The sequence below is a fragment of the Mycobacterium sp. genome, from assembly GCF_032161845.1.
Lineage (GTDB): Bacteria > Actinomycetota > Actinomycetes > Mycobacteriales > Mycobacteriaceae > Mycobacterium.
In genome coordinates, this window is the sequence record NZ_JAVRQA010000099.1 from 18,614 (window position 1) to 34,062 (window position 15,449).

Annotated in this window: 15 protein-coding genes; 9 read left to right on the forward strand and 6 right to left on the reverse strand. The window is 66.9% G+C overall.

All coding sequences use genetic code 11. The features are described 5' to 3' along the window. Nucleotides 1-18 precede the first annotated feature (18 nt). The 6 genes from QOD90_RS06065 to QOD90_RS06090 form a co-directional block, all read right to left on the reverse strand. On the reverse strand, nucleotides 19-810 hold the full coding sequence (locus tag QOD90_RS06065) for an enoyl-CoA hydratase family protein (RefSeq protein ID WP_526347672.1): 792 nt from the start codon (nucleotides 808-810) through the stop codon (nucleotides 19-21). Further along, nucleotides 810-1,970: an acyl-CoA dehydrogenase family protein gene (locus tag QOD90_RS06070; protein ID WP_526347674.1), complete on the reverse strand. Its 1,161-nt coding sequence runs from the start codon at nucleotides 1,968-1,970 to the stop codon at nucleotides 810-812. Before QOD90_RS06070 ends, QOD90_RS06065 begins: the two co-directional genes overlap by 1 nt. Before the next feature lie 21 nt (nucleotides 1,971-1,991). Next, a complete protein-coding gene (locus QOD90_RS06075; protein ID WP_526347676.1) occupies nucleotides 1,992-3,953 on the reverse strand; it encodes an acetyl/propionyl/methylcrotonyl-CoA carboxylase subunit alpha in 1,962 nt (653 codons plus the stop codon). Between the two features lie 88 nt (nucleotides 3,954-4,041). Then, the gene (locus tag QOD90_RS06080; protein WP_526347698.1) at nucleotides 4,042-5,628 is read right to left on the reverse strand and encodes an acyl-CoA carboxylase subunit beta; all 1,587 of its coding nucleotides are present in this window, start codon (nucleotides 5,626-5,628) and stop codon (nucleotides 4,042-4,044) included. An 8-nt stretch (nucleotides 5,629-5,636) separates the two neighbouring features. After that, on the reverse strand, nucleotides 5,637-6,785 hold the full coding sequence (locus QOD90_RS06085; protein WP_526347678.1) for an acyl-CoA dehydrogenase family protein: 1,149 nt from the start codon (nucleotides 6,783-6,785) through the stop codon (nucleotides 5,637-5,639). Then, the gene (locus QOD90_RS06090) at nucleotides 6,782-8,476 is read right to left on the reverse strand and encodes an acyclic terpene utilization AtuA family protein (RefSeq protein ID WP_526347680.1); all 1,695 of its coding nucleotides are present in this window, start codon (nucleotides 8,474-8,476) and stop codon (nucleotides 6,782-6,784) included. Before QOD90_RS06090 ends, QOD90_RS06085 begins: the two co-directional genes overlap by 4 nt. Before the next feature lie 154 nt (nucleotides 8,477-8,630). Between QOD90_RS06090 and QOD90_RS06095 the strand changes: the two genes are divergently transcribed. From QOD90_RS06095 to QOD90_RS06135, 9 genes are all read left to right on the forward strand, one after another. Further along, nucleotides 8,631-8,987: a hypothetical protein gene (locus QOD90_RS06095; protein WP_526347682.1), complete on the forward strand. Its 357-nt coding sequence runs from the start codon at nucleotides 8,631-8,633 to the stop codon at nucleotides 8,985-8,987. 161 nt (nucleotides 8,988-9,148) lie between these two features. Beyond that, nucleotides 9,149-9,598, forward strand: a complete 450-nt coding sequence (locus QOD90_RS06100) for a hypothetical protein (RefSeq protein WP_526347684.1) — start codon at nucleotides 9,149-9,151, stop codon at nucleotides 9,596-9,598. A 203-nt stretch (nucleotides 9,599-9,801) separates the two neighbouring features. Continuing rightward, complete coding sequence (gene rpmF / locus QOD90_RS06105; protein ID WP_526347686.1) at nucleotides 9,802-9,975, forward strand: 50S ribosomal protein L32; 174 nt, start codon at nucleotides 9,802-9,804, stop codon at nucleotides 9,973-9,975. Between the two features lie 70 nt (nucleotides 9,976-10,045). Further along, entirely contained in the window at nucleotides 10,046-10,732 is a 687-nt protein-coding gene (locus QOD90_RS06110) for a response regulator transcription factor (protein WP_526347688.1), read from the forward strand. After that, nucleotides 10,732-12,252: a HAMP domain-containing sensor histidine kinase gene (locus QOD90_RS06115; protein WP_526347690.1), complete on the forward strand. Its 1,521-nt coding sequence runs from the start codon at nucleotides 10,732-10,734 to the stop codon at nucleotides 12,250-12,252. Before QOD90_RS06110 ends, QOD90_RS06115 begins: the two co-directional genes overlap by 1 nt. A gap of 148 nt (nucleotides 12,253-12,400) precedes the next feature. Then, nucleotides 12,401-13,735, forward strand: coding sequence for a S1C family serine protease (locus QOD90_RS06120; protein ID WP_526347692.1), 1,335 nt, complete (start codon nucleotides 12,401-12,403; stop codon nucleotides 13,733-13,735). A gap of 29 nt (nucleotides 13,736-13,764) precedes the next feature. After that, nucleotides 13,765-14,304, forward strand: a complete 540-nt coding sequence (locus tag QOD90_RS06125; RefSeq protein WP_526347700.1) for a MogA/MoaB family molybdenum cofactor biosynthesis protein — start codon at nucleotides 13,765-13,767, stop codon at nucleotides 14,302-14,304. Nucleotides 14,305-14,463: 159 nt separating this feature from the next. Then, on the forward strand, nucleotides 14,464-14,622 hold the full coding sequence (locus tag QOD90_RS06130; RefSeq protein WP_526347694.1) for a hypothetical protein: 159 nt from the start codon (nucleotides 14,464-14,466) through the stop codon (nucleotides 14,620-14,622). Nucleotides 14,623-14,997: 375 nt separating this feature from the next. After that, on the forward strand, nucleotides 14,998-15,449 hold a 452-nt coding region (locus QOD90_RS06135), incomplete at its 3' end, for an MspA family porin (protein WP_526347696.1).

The following is a 15,449-nucleotide window of genomic DNA, read 5'->3' on the forward strand; positions in this document are numbered from 1 at the left end:
AATTAGGTCACAGCGTGATCAAAGGTGGGACCATCGCGGTGGGCGCTTCTCCAGGAACGCCGTTATGCCCTCGCGGGCCTCCTCGGAGACGAACAACTTCGCGGACTGCGCCGTCAGTGCCTCGGCGTCGGCGTCGAACCTCGCGAGTAGCGCCGCCGTGGTCAATGCCTTCGACGCCGCCAACCCCTGCGGTGAACCCTTCGCGATGTCGGCGGTGAGTTTGGCCACGGTGGCCGCCGCGCTTTCGGCTGAGTCCGCCGCGATGGTGATCAGCCCAATGCTCTGCGCTTCCTCGGGGCCGAACTTCTCGCCAGTGACGAAGTAGCGTCCCGCGGCGCGGGCGGACATCTTCGGCAGCAGCGTCAGCGAGATGATCGAAGGAGCCACCCCGATCCGAGCCTCGGTGAGTGCGAAGGTGCTCGATGGCCCCGCCACCACGATGTCGCACGCGCCGACCAGACCGAGCCCACCCGCCCGCACGTGGCCGTCCACCACGCCGATGATCGGCAGCGGCGACGCCACGATCGCGCGCAGCAGGTCGGTCATCTCCCTGGCTCTGTCCAGCGCGAGGTCGCCAGGGTCCGAGGTCCCTGCAGCCGATCCGGCCTCGCCCAGGTCGGCGCCCGCGCAGAAGGTGCCGCCGGTGTGCCCGAGCACCACGCACCGGACGTGGGGATCCGCGGTCGCCCTGGCAAGCCCTTCGTGCAGTTGCCGAACCAGGACCGTCGACAACGCGTTGCGGTTGTGCGGTGAGTCGAGCGTCAGGCGGGCGACGGCACCCTCTGCCGAGTATGCGACGAGCGTGGCCATCAGTACGACCGGGGCAAGCCCAGCGACGTCTGCGCGATGAAGTTGAGGATCATCTCGCGGCTGACGGGCGCAATCCGGGCCAGGCGTGACGCCGTCAGCACCGAGGCGATGCCGTACTCCTTGGTCAACCCGTTGCCGCCCAACGACTGGACGGCTTGGTCGACCGCGCGCACCGAAGCCTCGCCCGCCGCGTACTTGGCCATGTTCGCGGCTTCGGCCGCACCGAAGTCGTCACCACCGTCGTACAACGTGGCGGCCTTCTGCATCATCAGCTTGGCGAGCTCGATCTCGATGTAGTTCTGCGCCAGCGGATGCGAGATGCCTTGGTGCGCACCGATCGGCGTCTTCCAAACCTGACGGGTCTTGACGTAGTCGGTGGCCTTGTTGATCGCGAACCGGCCCATCCCGACCGCGCTGGCCGCGCCCATGATGCGTTCGGGGTTGAGGCCGGCGAACAGCTGCGCGATCGCGGCGTCCTCCGCGCCGACGAGTGCGTCCGATGGCAGTCGGACGTCGTCGAGGAAGAGCTGGAACTGGTTCTCCGGGCTGACGATCTCCATGTCGATCTTCGTCCACGACATGCCGGGGGTGTCGGTCGGAACGACGAACAACGCGGGCTTGAGATTGCCCGTCTTCGCTTCCTCGGTGCGGCCGACGACCAGTACCGCTTGCGCCTGGTCGACGCCGGAGATGTAGACCTTCTGGCCGGACAGAATCCAGTCGTCGCCGTCGCGGCGGGCGGTCGTGGTGATCCGGTGCGAGTTGGATCCGGCGTCGGGCTCGGTGATGGCGAAGGCCATGGTGATCGAGCCGTCGGCGATGCCCGGTAGCCATCGCTTCTTCTGGTCCTCGGTGCCGAACTTACTGATGATCGTGCCGTTGATCGCGGGCGAGACGACCATCAGCAGAAGAGCGCACCCCGCGGCCGACATCTCCTCCATGACGATCGAGAGTTCGTACATGCCGGCCCCGCCGCCGCCGTACTCCTCAGGGAGGTTGACGCCGATGAAACCGAGTTTGCCTGCCTCGCTCCATAATTCGGTGGTGTGCTGGCCGCTACGGGCCTTCTCCAGGTAGTAGTCCGGCCCATAGCTGGCGGACATGGCCGCGACGGCCTTGCGTAGTTCCCGCTGTTCGTCGGTCTCGGTGAAGCTCATCATTCTCCTTGATTCGGTCCGAAATCACTCGATGCGGGCCAGGACGGCGCCGACGTCGACCTGTTGGCCGGCCGTCACGTTGAGTTCGGCGAGCACGCCGGCCGTCGGGGCGGCGATGGTGTGCTCCATCTTCATGGCCTCCAACCAGATCAGCGGCTGACCCACCTTGACCCGGTCTCCGACCGCCGCGGCGATCTTGGTCACCGAACCGGGCATGGGTGCCAGCAGCGACCCTTGCGCGACGGCGGAGTCGGGATCGGGGAAGCGGGGTTGGGCGGTCAGGCGGACGGGCCCCAGTGGGGAGTCCACGAACACGTCTTGAGATTCGGGGGAGCCGTACCGTGCGACGTCGAACGGCTGCTCAACGCCCTTGGCGGCCAGCACGACCCGACTCGGCGTCGAGCTCACCAGCGTCACGGCCTGGTCCCCGTCGAGTTCGAGCCCGCCGCGGCCGAACCGGTACCGCACCTCGTGTTCCGCGCCGGCAGCGTCGACGTAACGCTTGACCTGGAAACCGGACGCGAGGTTGCGCCAGCCACTTGGCAGGCCGCCGAGTACGCCTGCGACGCGGCGGTTCTCGGCTGCGTCGGCGAGGGCGGCCGCCACCGCAGACAGTGTTGGCGCCGCGGCATCGGCCAACGGGGCGGCCAAGTCGGCCAGTCCATGGGTGTCGAAGAACGCGGTGTCCGTGGCACCGTCGAGGAACGCGGGATGCCGCAGAACGTTCACCAGCAGGTCGCGGTTGGTCGTGATGCCGTGCAGGCGGGTGCGTGCCAGCGCGTCGGCCAGGAGGGCTGCGGCCTGCGAGCGCGTCGGTGCGAAGGAGATGACCTTGGCCAGCATCGGGTCGTAGAACACCGACACCGTCGAGCCGTCCAGCACGCCGGAGTCGACCCGCACGCCGGCCCGGCCGAGCAGCCCGAACTCGGTCAGCGTCGACGGAACCTCGAATCGGTGGATGGGCCCGGCCTGCGGCTGCCAATCCTTGGCCGGGTCCTCCGCATAGAGCCGGGCCTCGATCGAATGTCCGCTAGTGGCAGGCGGTTCCGCGTCGAGCCGAGCGCCCTCGGCGACCCGCAGCTGCAACTCGACGAGATCGAGGCCGGTGGTCTCCTCGGTGACGGGGTGTTCCACCTGCAGCCGGGTGTTCATCTCCAGGAAGAAGAAGTCCCCGTCATCGGAGGCCATGAACTCGACGGTCCCCGCTCCGGTGTAGCGGATCGCCTCGGCGGCGAGCCGGGCGGCCTCGAACAGCTTGGCGCGCATGCCGGGAACACGTTCGACCAGCGGCGACGGGGCTTCTTCGATGATCTTCTGGTGGCGGCGCTGAATCGAGCACTCGCGTTCGCCGACCGCCCACACCGTGCCGTGGGCGTCGGCCATCACCTGCACCTCGACGTGATGGCCTCCCGCCAGATAGCGCTCGCAGAACACCGTCGGGTCGCCGAATGCGGACTGGGCCTCCCGGCGGGCGGCTTCGGCCTGTTTGGGAAGTTCGGCGAGTTCGCGGACGACCCGCATGCCGCGGCCACCACCACCGGCCGACGCCTTGATCAGCACCGGCAGCTGGGCAGCCGTGACCGTCTCGGGGTCGAGCTCGTCGAGTACCGGAACGCCGGCCGCGGCCATCATCTTCTTGGCCTCGATCTTGCTGCCCATCGCCTGGACGGCAGCGACCGGAGGACCGATCCACGTCAGCCCGGCATCCTGCACCGCCGCAGCGAATTCGGCGTTCTCGGAGAGGAATCCGTATCCGGGGTGGATGGCATCGGCACCGCTTGCCCGCGCCGCCGCGACCAGCTGCGCGGCGTCGAGATAGCCGTTGCGGCCGTCCAGTCGCACGCGGACGTCGGCCTCGGCGACGTGCGGGGCCTGCGCGTCGGGATCGGTGTAGACGGCGACGGTGCCGACACCGAGACGGCGGCACGTGGCGAACACGCGGCGGGCGATCTCCCCGCGGTTGGCGACCAGTACTCTCGAAATCATCTCTCCACCTCCGCGATTTGCGTGTTCTTACCCGCGCTCACCGCGGCTACGAACACACAAATCGCACTGTTGGGGGACATCTTGGCGCTCACATCCGGAAGACGCCGAAGTTCGACGTCCCCTCGATCGGGCCGTTGGCGATGGCGGACAGGCACATTCCCAACACGGTGCGGGTGTCGCGTGGATCGATGACACCGTCGTCGAACATCCGGCCGGACAAGAACATCGGTAGCGACTCGGCTTCGATCTGAGCCTCGATCGCGGCGCGGAGGGCGGCGTCGGCGTCCTCATCGACCTGCTGGCCCCTTGCCTCGGCGGCAGCACGGCTGACGATCGAGATGACGCCGGCCAGTTGGGCGCCGCCCATCACGGCCGACTTCGCGCTGGGCCAGGCGAACAGGAAGCGCGGGTCGTAGGCTCGCCCGCACATGCCGTAATGCCCTGCGCCGTAGGATGCTCCGAGCAGCAGCGAGATGTGCGGGACGGTCGAGTTGGACACGGCGTTGATCATCATCGAGCCGTGCTTGATCATGCCGCCTTCCTCATATGCCTTACCCACCATGTAGCCGGTCGTGTTGTGCAGGAACAACAGTGGCGTGTTGGAACGGTTCGCCAGCTGGATGAACTGGGTCGCCTTCTGCGACTCCTCGCTGAACAGCACACCGCGCGCATTGGCGAGAATGCCGATCGGGTAGCCGTGCAAGGTCGCCCACCCCGTGACCAGCGAACCGCCGTAGAGCGGTTTGAACTCGTCGAACTCCGAGCCGTCGACGACGCGGGCGATGACGTCGCGCGGATCGAACGGCACCCGTAGGTCGGCAGGCACTAGGCCGATCAACTCGTCGGCGTCGAACAGCGGCTCGGTCACCGGGCCCGGCTTGGGTCCGGTCTTCTGCCAGTTGAGCCTTGCCACGATACGGCGTCCGATGCGAATGGCGTCAAGTTCGTCGAAGGCGAGGTAGTCGGCCAAACCCGAAGTGCGGGCATGCATCTCGGCGCCGCCAAGGGATTCGTCGTCGGACTCCTCGCCGGTGGCCATCTTCACCAGTGGTGGCCCGGCGAGGAACACCTTCGAGCGTTCTTTGATCATCACGACGTGGTCGGACATGCCTGGGACGTAGGCTCCGCCCGCGGTGGAGTTGCCGAACACCAGGGCGATGGTGGGGATGCCCGCCGCGGACAGTCTGGTCAGGTCCCGGAACATCTGACCGCCGGGGATGAAGACTTCCTTCTGCGTCGGCAGATCCGCCCCGCCCGACTCGACGAGCGAAATCACCGGCAACCGGTTCTCCCTGGCGATCTGGTTCGCGCGCAAGATCTTCCGCAGTGTCCACGGGTTGCTGGTGCCACCCTTTACGGTGGGGTCGTTGCCGACGATCAGGCACTCGACGCCTTCGACGACGCCGATCCCCGTGACGACGCTGGCGCCGACGTGGAAGTCGCTGCCCCAGGCGGCGAGTGGGCTCAATTCGAGGAACGGCGAATCCGGGTCGATCAGTAGTTCGATGCGTTCGCGTGGGGTCAGCTTGCCGCGGGCGTGATGGCGCTCGACCGACTTGGCGCTACCGCCGGCCAGCGCCTTGGCGTGTTCGGCGTCGAGTTCGGTGAGCTTGGCGGTCATCGCCGTGGCCGCGTCGGTGAACGCCGCCCCCCTGACGTCGACCAGTGACTTCAACGGTGTGCTCACGACTGGTATCCAAGCGTCTTGGCGGCCAGCCCGGTGAGGATTTCCGTGGTTCCCCCGCCGATGCCGAGGATGCGCATGTCGCGGTACTGCCGTTCGACCTCGGACTCGGCCATATAGCCCATGCCGCCGAACAGTTGGACGGCCTGATTGGCCACCCACTCGCCCGACTCGACCGCGGTGTTCTTGGCGTGACAGACCTCGGTGATCAGGTTGGTGTCGCCGGCGAGTTGCCGCTCGACGAGGTACCGCGTGTACACCCGAGCAACGTCCACCCGGCGCGCCATCTCGGCGAGCGTGTTCTGCACCTGCTGGCGCGAGATCAACGGCCGGCCAAAGGTTTCCCTGTGGCGGCACCATTCGACGGTCAGGTCCAGACACCGCTGCGCGCTGGAGTACGCCTGCGCCGCCAGCCCGACTCGCTCGCTGACGAACGCCCCGGCGATCTGCAGGAAGCCACTGTTCTCGGCGCCTATCAGGTTGGTCGCGGGCACCCGCACGTCGGTGTAGGACAGCTCGGCGGTGTCCGACGACCGCCAGCCCATCTTCTCCAGCTTGCGGCTGACTTCGAAGCCGGGCGTGCCCTTGTCGACGACGATCAGCGAGACCCCTGCCGCGCCGGGTCCGCCCGTCCGCGCGGCGGTCACGACATAATCGGCCCGCACGCCGGAGGTGATGTAGGTCTTGGCGCCGTTGATGAGGTAGTCGTCTCCGTCGCGGACTGCCTTCGTGGTGAGGTGCCCGACGTCCGACCCGCCGCCCGGCTCGGTGATGGCCAGCGAGCCGATCTTCTCGCCGCGCAGGGTCGGCCGGACGTAGGTCTCGATCAGCCGCTCGTCGCCAGAGGCGATCATGTGGGGCACGGCGATGCCGCAGGTGAACAGCGAGGCGAAGACGCCACCAGGGGCACCTGCCTGGTGCATCTCCTCGCAGATGACGACCGCGTCGGCGCCGTCGCCGCCACCACCACCGACGGATTCGGGCATGCCCGCCCCGAGAAGCCCCGCCTCGCCGGCCTTCAAGTGGAGGTCGCGCGGGATGTCGCCGGTGCGCTCCCACTCGGCGACGTTCGGCAGGATCTCCCGGTCGACGAACGTCCGCACGGTCTTGCGGAGCTGTTCGCGTTCGGGGGTATTCCAGATGCTCACGGGATCAATGCCTCCGGGATGTCGACGTGCCGGGACCGCAGCCATTCGCCGAGACCCTTGGCCTGGGGGTCGAAGCGGGCCTGATGGGCCACCCCCTTGCCGAGGATGTCCTCGATGACGAAGTTCACCGCGCGCAGGTTGGATAGCAGGTATCGGGACACGGGCAGATCCCTTGTCTCTGGCAACAATTCACGAAGTTTCTCGACGGTGAGCGCATGGGCCAGCCAGCGCCACTGCTCGTCGGTGCGAACCCACACGCCGACGTTGGCGTTGCCGCCCTTGTCGCCGCTACGGGCCCCCGCGATGTGGCCCAGCGGCATCCGCCTGGTCTCGCCGAAGGGGAGCGGTTGGGGCAGTGCGAAGGGACCGACGGGCTCGAGCACCTTGGTTTCGGTGGCCGCGGGAATCTCCCTGCGGGTTCCGTCGGCATGCACGGCGACGTGCGGCACCTCGGTGGCGTCGACGTAGCCGGGCGTGAAGACCCCGTACACCTGGCCATCGCCTGGCGGCGCGGTGGTGGTGAAGCCCGGATAGCTGGCCAAGGCCAATTCGACTGCGGCCGAGGAGAAGTGGCGGCCCACGTTCTTGGGGTCCGGGTCGCGCACCACGCACCGCAGGAGCGCGCTGGCGGCCTCTTCGGTATCGGCGTCCGGATGGTCGGTACGCGCTAGCGTCCACTCCAATTCGGCGGGCTTCACGGTCAGGCCAGCTTCCAGCTGGCGCCGGACCAGGTCGGCCTTGGCCTCGATGTCAAGGCCGGTCAGCACGAACGTCATCGCGTTTCGGAATCCACCAACGGTGTTGACCGACACCTTGAGGGTCGGTGGCGGAGGTTCGCCGCGCACGTCGCTGATGCGCACCCGGTCGGGCCCGTCGGCCGTGAGCGCAAGGCTGTCTACCCGCAGGGTGACGTCGGGGTTGGCGTAGCGCTCCCCACCGATTTCGTAGAGCAGCTGCGCGGTGACGGTGTCGACGCTGACCAGGCCGCCGGTGCCGGGATGCTTCGTGATCACCGACGAGCCGTCGGCGTCGATCTCGGCGATCGGAAAGCCCGGGTAGGCGAGGTCGGGGATTTCGGTGAAGAAGGCGTAGTTGCCGCCGGTCGCCTGAGTGCCGCACTCGATGACGTGGCCTGCGGCGACCGCGCCGGCGAGAGCGTCGTAGTCGGTTGGTTTCCAGCCGAAGTGCGCGGCCGCGGGCCCGACGATCACCGACGCATCAGTGACCCTGCCGGTGACGACGACGTGGGCTCCCGCATTGAGACAGTCGACGATGCCCCAGGCGCCGAGGTAGGCGTTGGCGGAAAGGGGAGTTCCGAAACCCAGCTCCGCAGCCCGCCCGACGAGGTCGTCGCCCTCGACGTGGGCGACGTTGACGGCCAGGCCAAGCCGCTCGGCCAGCGCGCGCACGGCGGCGGCCAGACCCGCCGGGTTGAGACCGCCCGCATTGGCGACGATCTTCACGCCGTTGTCGAGCGCGGTCCCGAGGCTCTCCTCGAGCTGGGTCAGGAAGGTCTTGGCGTAACCACGCTCTGGTGACTTGGCGCGGTCGCGGGCCAGGATCAGCATGGTGAGTTCGGCCAGGTAGTCGCCGGTGACGTAGTCAAGCTCGCCGCCGGTCACCATCTCCCGCATGGCGGCGTGCCGGTCGCCGTAGAAGCCCGAGCAGTTGCCTATTCGAACTGGCGCCAATTCAAGCTCCCATCGTCGTCGATGTTCAACCAACCGGTAGGCCGGTAGGTTAGCCGGTACCTCCGGTTCCACGTCAAGGGGACGCGGCGATTGCCATCGTCATCGGCGCCGAAAAGGGACCAGGCTGACCAGGTTGGGTCCTATAGTTCGCGACATGGACGCCCTGACTACCTTCCGCGCCCTACTAGCAGGTGGAGCGCTTGCGGGCGCCCTCGCCGTCGGTGGCGCCGCCCCCGCTTCTGCCGCCACGTCCGGGATGGCCGTCGACTTCCCGGTGGGCACGTGTGTCGACTACCGCAACGATCACTTGTCGTTGGACGACGACGATCTGCGGTACGTCACCGTAGTGTCGTGCAACGACCCCGGTCGCGACTACCGGGTGACGGCACTCGTCGAGCACGCCAACCAGTGCGACCCGGTGACCAACCGGATGTATACGACCCGCGACTTGGTCGTGGTGTGCATGGTGCAGGACGGCGTGGTTCCCGCTCCGCCCGTTTATGCAGGCTGAGCCACCCCGGTCAAGATCAATCACCGTATCCGTCAATCGCATTTTCCAGAGCCCTCAAAAGCCGCTCTACCTGCGACTTGTTTGAACCGCTACGAACGCGTTCAGGGAGGTATGCTACGGAGCATCGCACCGCACCCCCCTGTTCATACCTAGGAGAATTCGTGAAATCCACCCTCATCGTCGCTGGCCTCATCGGTTTCGCTAGCGCCGGCGGCTTTGCGTTGGCCGCACCCGCGTCGGCAAGCTGTGCGACGGGGTTCACGTCGATTCCGTGCACGATCGTGACCAATGTCGCCGCAGCGCCTGCCACCACCGCCGGCAGCCTGGCAGCGGCGCCGGGGCAGCTGGTCGGCGGCCTCACTTCCGCCCCGCTGCAGTTCGCGGGCGTCGACTCGTCGTGCCCCCTGGACGGTGACGGCAACAGCACTGCGCCTTGCGGAATTACGGCGGCGCCGGGGCAGTTCCTTGGGGCTGGTGTCAACCAAATCGTGACCGCCCCTGTCGCAATCGCCGGCGGCCTCCTGGCAGCGCCGGGACAACTGGCTGCCAGCCTCGCGGCAGCGCCAGGACAGTTCGCCAGCGCCATCCAGAATGGTGGAACGGCTCCCTAAGGCGGGATCCGCCAGAACATCCAACGAGTCCGGAGACGTGTGACGTCTCCGGACTCGTTGTCTTTCGTCCGACCCCGCGCGGGGCCCCGCTCCGCCTGTTTTTGGAGCCTGAGCAGCACACCGGCTATCCTGATGGGCAATTGCCGACGCCCATGCGTGCGCGGCATCCCCAAAGCAAGAATCTCAAGAGGAGAAGCTCCACCATGGCTGTGCCCAAGCGGAGAATGTCGCGGTCGAACACCCGTAGTCGGCGGTCGCAGTGGAAGACCGAGGCGGTCGGCCTGGTCAACGTCAACGTGGCGGGTCAGCAGCACAAAGTGCCGCGCCGTCTGCTGAAGGCCGCTCGTCTCGGCCTGATCGACCTCGACCGCCGCTAACCCAGGTAAGTAGTCGCTCCGGCGGCGCGCCTCTCAGGCCCGTCTCAGGCGCGGGGTTGAAACTGTGGCTGTGCGCATACTCGTGGTTGACGACGATCGCGCTGTGCGCGAATCACTGCGCCGGTCACTCGCCTTCAATGGATATTCGGTGGTCCTGGCCCAGGATGGCCTCGAAGCCCTGGATCTGATCGCCAGCGACCGGCCCGACGCCCTGGTGCTCGACGTGATGATGCCGAGGCTGGACGGGCTCGAAGTGTGCAGGCAGCTGCGCAGCACGGGTGACGACCTGCCCATCCTGGTCCTCACGGCCCGTGACTCGGTGTCGGAGCGGGTCGCAGGCCTAGACGCCGGCGCCGACGACTATCTGCCCAAGCCCTTCGCCCTCGAAGAGTTGCTGGCGCGGATGCGTGCCCTGCTGAGGCGACGCGTCCTGCCCGACGACCGTGATTCCGCGGCGATGACGTTCTCGGATCTCAGCCTCGACCCGGTGACGCGTGAGGTCACCCGCGGCGACCGCCAGATCAGCCTCACCCGTACCGAGTTCTCACTGTTGGAGATGTTGATCGCCAACCCGCGCCGCGTGCTGACCCGCAGTCGCATCCTCGAAGAAGTGTGGGGTTTCGACTTCCCGACGTCCGGCAACGCCCTCGAGGTCTACGTCGGCTACCTGCGCCGCAAGACCGAAGCGGAAGGGGAGCATCGGCTCATTCACACCGTCCGCGGCGTCGGCTACGTGCTGCGTGAGACCCCGCCCTGATGGCTTCGGCCCACTCGCCGTTCTGGTGGCGTTCCCGTGAGCGGCGGGCCGTCGACGTTCGGACTCACGTCACGCACGACGCCAGTTCGGTGTCGCTTCGCTGGCGGGTGATGCTGCTCGCGATGTCGATGGTGGCGATGGTGGTGGTCCTGATGGCCCTCGCCGTCTATGCGGTGGTGTCCCGCGCGCTCTACGACGACATCGACAACCAGCTGCAGATCCGCGCACGGCTGCTGATCGAGAGCGGACTGCTGGCCGTCGACCCCGGCAAGGCGATCGAGGGCACGGCCTACTCCGACGTCAACGCCATGTTCGTGATGCCGGGGCGGTCCATCTACACGGCCAACCAGGAGGGGCAGACGCTTCCGCTCGGTGATCCGGAGAAGAGCGTCATCCAGGGCACGCTTCGAATGTCGTTGCGGACCGTCAACTTTCAGCGCGTGCTGGCCGTACACCTGCCCAGTGGCGATTCCCTGCTCATCTCGAAGAGTCTCGACCCGACCGGCAAGGTGATCAAGAGGTTGGGAACCATCCTGCTGATCGTCGGTGGACTGGGGATGGCGGTCGCCGCCATCGCCGGCGGCACGGTTGCGCGCACCGGGCTGCGGCCCGTGGCGCGGCTGACCGACGCCGCGGAGCGCGTCGCCAGGACGGACGACCTTCGCCCGATCCCGGTACACGGCAGTGACGAACTCGCCCGTCTCACCGAGGCGTTCAACATGATGCTCCGCGCACTGACCGAGTCCCGGGAACGGCAGTCCCGTCTCGTCACCGATGCTGGCCACGAGTTGCGAACGCCACTGACCTCGTTGCGTACCAACGTGGAGTTGCTGATGGCATCGATGGCACCCGGTGCGCCGAGTATCCCCGAGGAGGAGATGGCCGGACTGCGCACCGACGTCCTCGGGCAGATCGAGGAACTGTCCACACTGGTCGGCGATCTGGTCGACCTCACCAGGGACGACGCCGGTGTGACGATTCACGAACCCGTTGACGTTTCCGAGGTCCTTGACCGAAGTCTTGAGCGAGTTCGCAGGCGCCGTAACGACATCGAGTTCGATGTGCGGGCCATCCATTGGCAGGTGTATGGCGACGAGACCGGTTTGTCGAGGGCGGTGCTCAACCTGCTCGACAACGCCGCGAAGTGGAGTCCCGCCGCGGGCCGGGTCGCGGTGCGGATGACGCAGATCGATTCGATGCACGCGGAGTTGGTGGTGTCGGACTTCGGGCCCGGCATTCCACCCGCCGAGCGCGCGCTCGTCTTCGAGCGGTTCTACCGGTCGGCGACGGCCAGGGCGATGACCGGCTCCGGTCTCGGTCTGGCGATCGTCAAACAGGTCGTCGTGAAACACGGTGGGACACTTTGGATTGACGACACGGTGCCCGGCGGTAATCCGTCGGGGACGTCGATTCATCTGGTTCTGCCGGGCAGGCTGCTGACCGACGGCGGCGTCGGAATGGCCGCGACACGCGAGGGCGCTGCGGTGGACGGGGTGCCCGGCAGCACCGAGAATGGGTGATCTGGGGTGGATTGGCGAGAAGTCTGGGCAAGTCCCGAACGATCTCTAAGTGGATTCTCAGCCCCGGGGGGCACAGTCGAGGCCAGCCCTTCGTTGTTCCTGACAGAGCGTCGACGCAAACTACTCGAAAGAAGAGCACACAGTCGCAATGACGAACGATCCGAGGTACTCGCCGCCACCGCCGCCCGGGCATCGGCCAGGGGCGCACGAGGGTGCTGCGCCGGGCTACCCGGGCCAGCACCGGACGGGTCCTTACCCGCAGCAGTCATACGACTGGCGATACGCCACGCAACCCCCCCAGTCGTACCGCGGCCCGCAGGATCCGTATCGCCCCGGCAATCCGACGCGAATGATGCCCATGCCGCCGACGGCTCCCCAGAAGCGTTCGAGCGCGGGCCGGTTGATGGTGGGTGCGCTGGCGATCGCCGTCGTGTCCGCTGGCATCGGCGGCGGCGTCGCCACACTCGTCGAGCCGGGCCGGCCCGCGCTGAATTCGTTGACCGCAGGTGCCACGCCGAGCGAGCCCGCGGCGAGCCTTCCCGCCGGCTCGGTCGAGCAGGTGGCAGCCAAGGTGGTCCCCAGCGTGGTCAAACTCGAGACCGACATGGGCAAGCAGTCCGAGGAGGGCTCGGGCATCATCCTGTCCACCGATGGCCTCATCCTCACGAACAACCACGTGGTGGCGGCCGCCAACGGCGGACCGGGTGCGCCCACCGGCGGCGTCCAGACCAAGGTCACCTTCGCCAACGGCGCCACCACCACCTTCAAGGTGGTCGGCACCGACCCAAGTAGCGACATCGCCGTCGTACAGGCAGCGGGTGCCTCCGGACTGACCCCGATCACGCTGGGGTCGTCGGGCAATCTCCGCGTCGGCCAGGACGTCGTGGCCATCGGCTCGCCCCTTGGACTCGAGGGCACCGTCACCACTGGCATCGTCAGCGCGTTGAATCGGCCGGTGGCCGCGGGCGGCGACGCACAGAACCAGAACACCGTCCTGGACGCCATCCAGACCGACGCCGCGATCAACCCCGGTAACTCCGGTGGGGCGCTGGTGAACATGAACGGCGAACTCGTCGGGGTGAACTCCGCAATAGCCACTCTCGGTGGGGATTCGGGGCAGTCGCAGAGCGGCTCGATCGGACTGGGCTTCGCCATCCCCGTCGACCAGGCCAAGCGCATCGCCGACGAATTGATCCAGAGCGGTACCGCGTCGCATGCCTCGCTCGGTGTTCAGGTGGGCAATGACGCCGGCGTGGACGGGGCCAAGATCGTCGACGTCACCGCAGGCGGCGCCGCCGCAGCTGCGGGCCTGCCGAGCGGCGTCGTCGTGACCAAGGTCGACGACAGGGTGATCGGCAGCGCCGACGCTCTGGTGGCGGCCGTGCGGTCGAGGGCGCCTGGTGACAAGGTCACGCTGACCTACCTCGACCCATCGGGTAAGCCGCAGACGGTGGACGTCACGCTCGGCAAGGCACAGCAGTGACGCTCGCGCCGGGACGCCCGGAGCTCAGGATGGCCGCGACGCCGTCGGTGCCGGGATATACGGTTGCATTCATGGAACAGCCAGGTGAATTGGTGGGCCGCGCGCTGGTCGTCGTCGTCGACGACCGGACGGCGCACGGAGATGAAGAGGACCACAGCGGTCCGCTGGTCGCTGAGCTGCTGGGGGAGATGGGTTTCGTCGTCGACGGCGCCGTGGTCGTCTCCGCCGACGAGATCGAGATCCGCAATGCGCTCAACACGGCCGTCATCGGCGGTGTCGACTTGGTGATCTCGGTCGGCGGCACCGGCGTGACCCCCCGCGACGTCACGCCAGAAGCCACCCGAACGATTCTGGACCGCGAGCTTCTCGGCATCTCCGAAGCTCTGCGTGCGTCGGGGCTGTCGGCAGGCATCGTCGATGCGGGTGTGTCGCGTGGACTGGCCGGAATTTCGGGCAGCACCCTGGTCGTGAACATCGCCGGATCGCGGGCTGCGGTCCGGGACGGAATGGCGACGCTGGGCCCGCTGGCAGTCCAAATAATCGACCAGCTATCCAGCTTGGAGATTTAACCCCTTGCCATCTTCGGCATCCTTCGGCAGCTGCCAGCCACGCTCAGCGGGGCAATTGGCGCTGCCGTCAGTTGCGCGTGGGCTTCGCCAAATTGTGTTACGGCGGAGTGAACAGCTACCAAGGGCCATGTGTGATCTTCGTCACACGAAGACGCGATCGTGACCCATCCATCGCCGTCAGACGGCCATTCAGTTAACAAGATTTTCGGTGATTCTCTTCCTGAAACCACGAAGGATGAGTGGGACGATCACCCCTCCGACGGTGATGCCGAGCGCGACGACTGGTTGCGGGCGAACGTGCCGCCGCACCACGGCTGAGCTGTCATTTCGCACCGAACGCGGGAAACATCAACGGACTGAACAAGTCTCCCCACTTGTCCTGATGTGCGGGCGGTCACTGGCTCCGTAGCGCCCTCGCGGGGTTCACGCACCCCGCGGCCTGCCGGTGGAACCCACCGGGCAAACTCCCCGGCATGCGGCGGGCAGCGAGCCGAGCAGATGTGTACGCGTTGCCCGGTGGATGCCTCACCGTTATGTTTCTGCTGTCAACGATGAGCATTACGTAAGAACAACATGTGAGCTTTCTAATTCCACTCACATGAAGCACTTGCGGGGTGTCAGGCTTAGCGGTAGAGCCGGGCACTCACAGGAAACGGCGGAACACAGAGTCCGTCACGACAAGCTAGGGAGAACATGAAGGCAATCAGTCGGGTGCTGGTCGCGTTGATCGCGGCCCTCGCTGCTCTCTTCACGAGCACGGGCACCTCTCACGCAGGTTTGGACAACGAGCTAAGCCTGGTCGATGGCCAGGACCGGACCCTGACGGTCCAACAGTGGGACACCTTCCTCAACGGTGTGTTCCCGCTTGACCGCAACCGTCTGACCCGTGAGTGGTTCCATTCGGGTCGGGCCAAGTTCATCGTCGCCGGACCCGGCGCCGATGCGTTCGAGGGCACGCTGGAGCTGGGCTACCAGATCGGCTTCCCGTGGTCGCTGGGCGTTGGCATCAACTTCAGCTACACCACCCCGAACTTCCTGCTTGACGATGCGACGCCGGCGAACCCGCTGCAGATCATCACCCCGAACCTGCTTCCGGGTGTGTCCATCAGCGCCGACCTCGGCAACGGCCCGGGCATCCAGGAAGT

What these genes read in the sequence shown, in the direction of transcription:
- QOD90_RS06125 (WP_526347700.1), top strand. Translation starts at nt 13,765, where the DNA reads ATGGCCGCGACGCCGTCGGTGCCGGGATATACGGTTGCATTCATGGAA.
- QOD90_RS06115 (WP_526347690.1), top strand. Translation starts at nt 10,732, where the DNA reads ATGGCTTCGGCCCACTCGCCGTTCTGGTGGCGTTCCCGTGAGCGGCGG.
- QOD90_RS06075 (WP_526347676.1), bottom strand. Translation starts at nt 3,953, where the DNA reads ATGATTTCGAGAGTACTGGTCGCCAACCGCGGGGAGATCGCCCGCCGC.
- QOD90_RS06065 (WP_526347672.1), bottom strand. Translation starts at nt 810, where the DNA reads ATGGCCACGCTCGTCGCATACTCGGCAGAGGGTGCCGTCGCCCGCCTG.
- QOD90_RS06120 (WP_526347692.1), top strand. Translation starts at nt 12,401, where the DNA reads ATGACGAACGATCCGAGGTACTCGCCGCCACCGCCGCCCGGGCATCGG.
- rpmF (WP_526347686.1), top strand. Translation starts at nt 9,802, where the DNA reads ATGGCTGTGCCCAAGCGGAGAATGTCGCGGTCGAACACCCGTAGTCGG.
- QOD90_RS06095 (WP_526347682.1), top strand. Translation starts at nt 8,631, where the DNA reads ATGGACGCCCTGACTACCTTCCGCGCCCTACTAGCAGGTGGAGCGCTT.
- QOD90_RS06070 (WP_526347674.1), bottom strand. Translation starts at nt 1,970, where the DNA reads ATGATGAGCTTCACCGAGACCGACGAACAGCGGGAACTACGCAAGGCC.